Annotated in this window: 3 protein-coding genes, 1 tRNA gene and 1 pseudogene; 2 read left to right on the top strand and 3 right to left on the bottom strand. The window is 42.1% G+C overall.

The window, feature by feature from the left end; all coding sequences use genetic code 11:
- Window positions 1-98 precede the first annotated feature (98 nt).
- On the top strand, window positions 99-221 hold the full coding sequence (locus THEPK_RS13705; protein ID WP_255346976.1) for a hypothetical protein: 123 nt from the start codon (window positions 99-101) through the stop codon (window positions 219-221).
- 64 nt (window positions 222-285) lie between these two features.
- Window positions 286-361: transfer RNA gene (locus THEPK_RS11685), tRNA-Gln, on the top strand.
- 390 nt (window positions 362-751) lie between these two features.
- Here the strand turns inward: THEPK_RS11685 and THEPK_RS11680 are convergent.
- From THEPK_RS11680 to THEPK_RS11670, 3 genes and pseudogenes are all read right to left on the bottom strand, one after another.
- Entirely contained in the window at window positions 752-3238 is a 2487-nt protein-coding gene (locus THEPK_RS11680) for an McrB family protein (RefSeq protein ID WP_232194588.1), read from the bottom strand.
- Window positions 3235-4848: a DUF2357 domain-containing protein gene (locus THEPK_RS11675; protein WP_232194587.1), complete on the bottom strand. Its 1614-nt coding sequence runs from the start codon at window positions 4846-4848 to the stop codon at window positions 3235-3237. Before THEPK_RS11675 ends, THEPK_RS11680 begins: the two co-directional genes overlap by 4 nt.
- A 177-nt stretch (window positions 4849-5025) precedes the next feature.
- Window positions 5026-5362: pseudogene (locus THEPK_RS11670) on the bottom strand (IS982 family transposase); the annotation flags it as partial.

Here is a 5362-nt window from a genome sequence, read left to right as displayed (position 1 = left end):
GGTTTTGGTAGTAAGAAGAGAGACAGAGTGTTTTCTGAAGAAGAGTACAGGCATAGGAATCCTCATGAGGGGGTTCTGGGGTGCGTTTACAACGTGGTTTGGCAGTAGGATCCCCTGTTTTACTGAAAAAGACTACTGTAAACCGAATCCTGCTTGGGGTAATGTGTTATGGTCTGAAAATCCTCCTCAGAGTCAAATACTGTTTAAATAACAGGGGGTGAAACTAAACACGCCCTCTCCTGCAGTAAAATTTATAAATGCATCCATAAAGTAGTGATTGGGCGCAGCCCCGTGGTGTAGCGGCCAAGCATGCGGGACTTTGGATCCCGCGACCGGGGTTCGAATCCCCGCGGGGCTACCAGAAAAACCTGCAATTTCCCTAAACAAGGCTCCCATTGCTCTGCTGAACAACTCCATAAATAATTCCATATTTTCTGGTAAATACGGCTCTTTTGTTTCTTCCTCATAATGGGTCGCGGGATCACCAAAATGTCCCATGACCCATTCGTTCTGTTCGAAATTCGAACTATTCCTACGCCTTCTCATGGCCGCCACCACAGGACGTTTTCAACCAGCAATTATGCATTAAGGCTCTAATAAAGCTTTTTATGATACATTCGGCAAAAACCTCTAATGGGCAATGGTAGTTCGATTCTCAAGTGGGTCACGAGACTTCCGGTCTCATGACCTCTCACGAAGTGTCTTCCAAGGATAAAGCACAAAATACAGCAAAAAAGCGGAAGAGGACTAACTAGCTGAAGCTCGCAAAGCCTATCTCGTAGAGCTGCCTGAGCATGCGGAGGACTTTCTTGGCAGTGTGTTTAAACTTGTAGTCTTCAATGTTTCCCATTTTCTCGACGACTGCTCCAAGTTTCTTTGTAGCTTTATCCTCTTCAAAAAGCATTTTGAAGAGATCTTCAGTTTTAAGCTGATATTCAGTACCTTCCAACTCTCCATCCTTAGCTAACTTCAAAACTATGAGTAGAGGTTTTTCCAGCTTCTTTCTGTTGCCGTGGAACTTGGGGAGGACTTTCATGAGCAGGGCGAGGTCGAAGATTTCATCCTCGCCCCTGAAGTCAATGATTCCGTTTTTTTGGCTCTCTTTAGAATTCTCGAAAAAGAGTGCAATCTCATCAACAACACGGTAGCCGAAGTGGAAATCGTAGGGTTCAAGGACTTTATTCAGCTTAGGAAGTATCTGCCAGTATTTCCCACTATTGGCATTTTTGAGCTTTTCAAGGGCTTCCTCAATATCACCTTTTTCTTGGCCGTCTTCTCCTTTCTTGCGGACTGCTAAGAATTTTCCACCCCTTCTTAAGTCATTAAGGATGGATTCTCTTATTTTTTCAAGTTCTTCTTGTGATATTTTGTCCTCCCCTGGCGGATAATTCTTGAGGTCGACGTCGTGAAACTCCACCACAAAGGCCCTATCAAGTACTTTTGGGCTGAAGGCGTAAGTAGTCTCATCCATGTTAACCGTTCCAATGATGTAGAGGTTAGGTGGGAGTTTAAGCTCCCTTGGAATACCTTCGAATGTCTCAACCTCACTGTTGTCGTGCAGTTTTATGCTTTCCCTCGTGAATCCATTTTCTTCTCTTCCACTCTCCAAAACGCTCAGGAAGTCGGCAAAGTAGTACTCAACGTGAGCTAGGTTCATCTCGTCTAAGAGGACAAAGTAGGGCTTCGCATTAACGCCGTTGTTCTGGTAGTCTTCCACGGCCTTTAAGATGAAGTTGAGGAGCTTGGTTCTAGGGTACTCGCCGGTCAGCGGGTTGTAATATCCTAAGAGCGCCTTGGAATCACGCCAATCCGGGCGGACGGGTAAAAAGAGGAAGTTTTCTTGTGAAGGGTCAAGTAACTTAGCCAGTTCCTGGGCAATTTTTGTCTTCCCGGTTCCGGTTAGGCCTGAGAGGATTACGAAGCCCTTCGTTTTTAATGCAACGTAGAACTGGGAAACTAAATGAGGAGGATAACTGTATCCCCGTGAATCAAAGTAGCGCTTTAATGTAATGGATTTGCCCTTGGGTCCTGTTCCCTTAGTGAAATAAAACAATGCCTCACTCATGTCCTCGACCTCAGCCTCCTCAATAGCAATATTCAAAGCACTTAGGAACCTTAGATATTCCTCGGTGACTTTTCTAAGTTTCTTTTTGTTGTATTTTTGAACGACCCAGAACTTATCCAGTTCCAATCTCTTAAGTGCTTCCTCGTTCATTACATAACTGTTGATAGGAAAGAATACCCTGGGATTAAAAACAAATAGCCAAGAGCTTAGTGTGGACAATTTGGTGTGGGGAGCGCTCATTACTTGGAGAATACGCTCGAAGATCTCCTGATCTATCTCGATCTCTTTTATGTCGTTAATTTCTTCCACAATCTCCATTAGTTCTCGAAAATCTGATCTAGATAATATTTCGTGTGCAACCTCAACTGGAGCCTTTGCACTTCCCCATAACCATAATACCTCCCTGTCTAACAAGTCACGAATCTTGTTGACAGTATTCAGAAGCTCTTTAAACTCCTCTTCGGTTATGGAGTCACCTTTCTTTGCTAATTCCTTTATCTTCTGAAGGTACTCTCTAAATTCTTTCTCTTTTAAGATCCACTCCTCTTTATGTGCCATTTTGCGTTCTTTTAATAGAGATGCTAGCCTTTTTGACAAGTTTTTCGTTGCTACTTTCACCTGAAGCCACCAACCAAAGTGATCTACTATCACGAAATCAACGTTCTCATCACTACACTCTTCTTCAAAAATTTCCCTCAGTCCTCTAAGGCGGGAAAGAACTTCTGAATATTTTGTGGGCTTTCCCCATCCGAGTTCTTGGAAATACCAGTCAACAACATTATTCCAAGGAACAAAATAATTAGGATAATAAAAAGCTAGTGCCTCGGAAATAAGGCCTTTTCCCACCCCTTTTATCTTTTTCCACTTTTCAAAACGTTCATCGATGTTCTCTAAAAGCTCCTCCGGGCGAGTTTCAACGATCTCCTTGAGGAAATTCTGCCAGAGGTTCTCCAAATCTGCTATTGATTTAAAATGGTATTGGAGGACAAAGGCACCAGAATGCAGACGGCGAATAGCCTGTTTTAGAAGCTCATAATTGCCAGTATATCTAACTTCATCAAGAATTTTCCTAAATTCATTAATGTTTACCTCAGCCCATTCTTTTTTTGCCTTTTGGAATTCAGTGCGGCAGTATTCTCTAATCAATTCTCTAAGCTCAGTCTCCTCAATCATTTTTTCACCTCCGGGACAAAACTTAGGTATCCAACTCCAGCAATCTGACCTGTGAGAATTTCATCCAGAGAAATATTCTCAATTTTTCCATTATTAACATCAAAAAATTTGGTTTGAGTGCCAAGATAGATTGCAATGGCGAACCTGCATTTTAGGGCATCTCTGTAAGTGTGCATCTTGTAAATGTCCTCGATCTTTGCCCACGTCTGAAGATCTGGGGTTCGTTCCATGTCCTTGTCCATATCTGCGAACTCTTCAATTGGTGGAATCTCGACTTTAAATTTAGCATCAAAGACTCCAACAATCTTTTTGTTCTTGAGAAGGGCAAAGTCTGGCTTAACGGGGACTGAATAACTCTTGGACCGAAATTTCCTGTTGTAATAAAGTCTCCATGCTTTTCCAAAAGATACATACGAATTTAGACCCTCTGAAAGGATGCCACTGACGTCCACTCCAATGTGAAATCTCGGTTCTCCTAGAATTGTACTAAGTTCTTTGACAAGTCTGAAGAATGCCCAGTACTCATAGAGTGTGGCAATATCTTTGTTCTCGATAGCTGTCCAAAGCCTTTCAAAGAAGGGGACATAAGCCGTAAACTCACGGTAAAGCTCAAGTAAGTCTCTGTAGCCATCACCTTTGAGGAGGGTCTGTGAGGTGTATGGAAACACTGTCATTTCCCCCACTTCTTCCCATATGGGGTCTGCTCTGAGAAACTCAAGCTCTCCATAAAGTTCAAGGATAGAGTTCATATTTGTCCCTTTAGTTTCTCTAAAGCTTTCAATTACTCTTTCTGCCCACACTATCAGCATGTCGAGGAAATATTTTGCAAAGCGGTTTTCTGGGGTGTCAAAGTTCTCATACTTCCTGAAAGCAAAAACCTTGGTTGGAGCAAAGCCATTAAGGTGCTGAGCGACTGATACACCTTCTCCCGCTGGTGCTAAATACTGTGGGTTTTGGATCATCGAAACGATAGTGTCGGGAGTTATCTCATCCAGTTCATAGGGCTCAATCCATTCCTCTTCGATGATGAGTTTTCTTTTGGCATTTTTTATCACAGTTTTAAAGGCTTCCTTAATGCGTTCTTTATTTGACCGAAGATAATGATAAGCAAAGAGCTCGTTTACCGGTTCCTCTCCTTCTCCTGCTGCAAATGCTGTCGGAGCAGAAAGAGAAAATGGTAAAGATGAAGAGACCCTTAAAATGTCTTCAAAGAGAGCGTTGTAGAACTTCTTATGAGCATCTACGATGTTCTGACCCTTTCTCTTCATGATCTCACGAACTTTCGTGGAAAGGACTTCAATAGGCTTTTTGAGTGTTCGCTGACCGTTTTCATAAATCTCTATGAAACTCTTACCTACATAGTTCTCGAATTGAAACTCTGCCATGTAAATCTCAGGAGTAATTTTCGTGGCTTTTATTTTTTTATCAAAAAGGCGTAAGATAAATTCTCGATCACCTATTAGAAGATATGGCTTCCACTCAAAAAGATAAACCGTCCCATTCTCTGGGTCTAGCCACAATTCTGCATCTTCTTTACCCGTTGACTGAACCTTGGGCTTAAGGTGATATCCACGTTCAAGTTCAATAACATTCTCTTCGGAAGTCTCCACGAAACGGCCCCCTTGATAGTTTTTTTAGTCCTTCTTGAACATGTATCTTTGAGCAACCAATAGTTTGGATGTCATCGTAAATTGTTACCCTCATATTTACACCCCGATGAGTGACTTAACTTATTATTATTTTATTATTTTTCAAATCCTAAATAAAAATTTCCAAAATACATCACCCTAGTTCCCACCATCTGTGAAGTTGTATAATCTGTCCAGATTCACGGCCAGAATCGCCCCTAAAATCCTGACAACCAACCCCCTCAAACTAACACTCCTGCTCGGCTTCAGAAGAAACTCAGAAAACTTCGAAAACAAAGTCTCAATCCTCCTGCGAAAGTCAGACAAGTACTTGTAAAACTTCTTCTCCTCCAGATTACTAACCTGATTCTCCCGCTTCACCGGCGTGTAAACAACGCCAAACTTCAGGAATTCCTCCTGAAGTTCTCTACTAACGTAACCCTTATCCAAAAACAGAAAACAGCCAGAAAACTCCTCAACAATCACCCAGAACTTT

Origin of the sequence: Thermococcus sp. PK, assembly GCF_000430485.1 — an archaeon.
Taxonomy (GTDB): Archaea; Methanobacteriota_B; Thermococci; order Thermococcales; family Thermococcaceae; genus Thermococcus_A; species Thermococcus_A bergensis.
The sequence above is the reverse complement of the archived record's forward strand: the minus strand, read 5'-3'. Positions and strand labels throughout refer to the sequence as shown.

What these genes read in the sequence shown, in the direction of transcription:
- THEPK_RS11680 (WP_232194588.1), bottom strand. Translation starts at nt 3,238, where the DNA reads ATGATTGAGGAGACTGAGCTTAGAGAATTGATTAGAGAATACTGCCGC.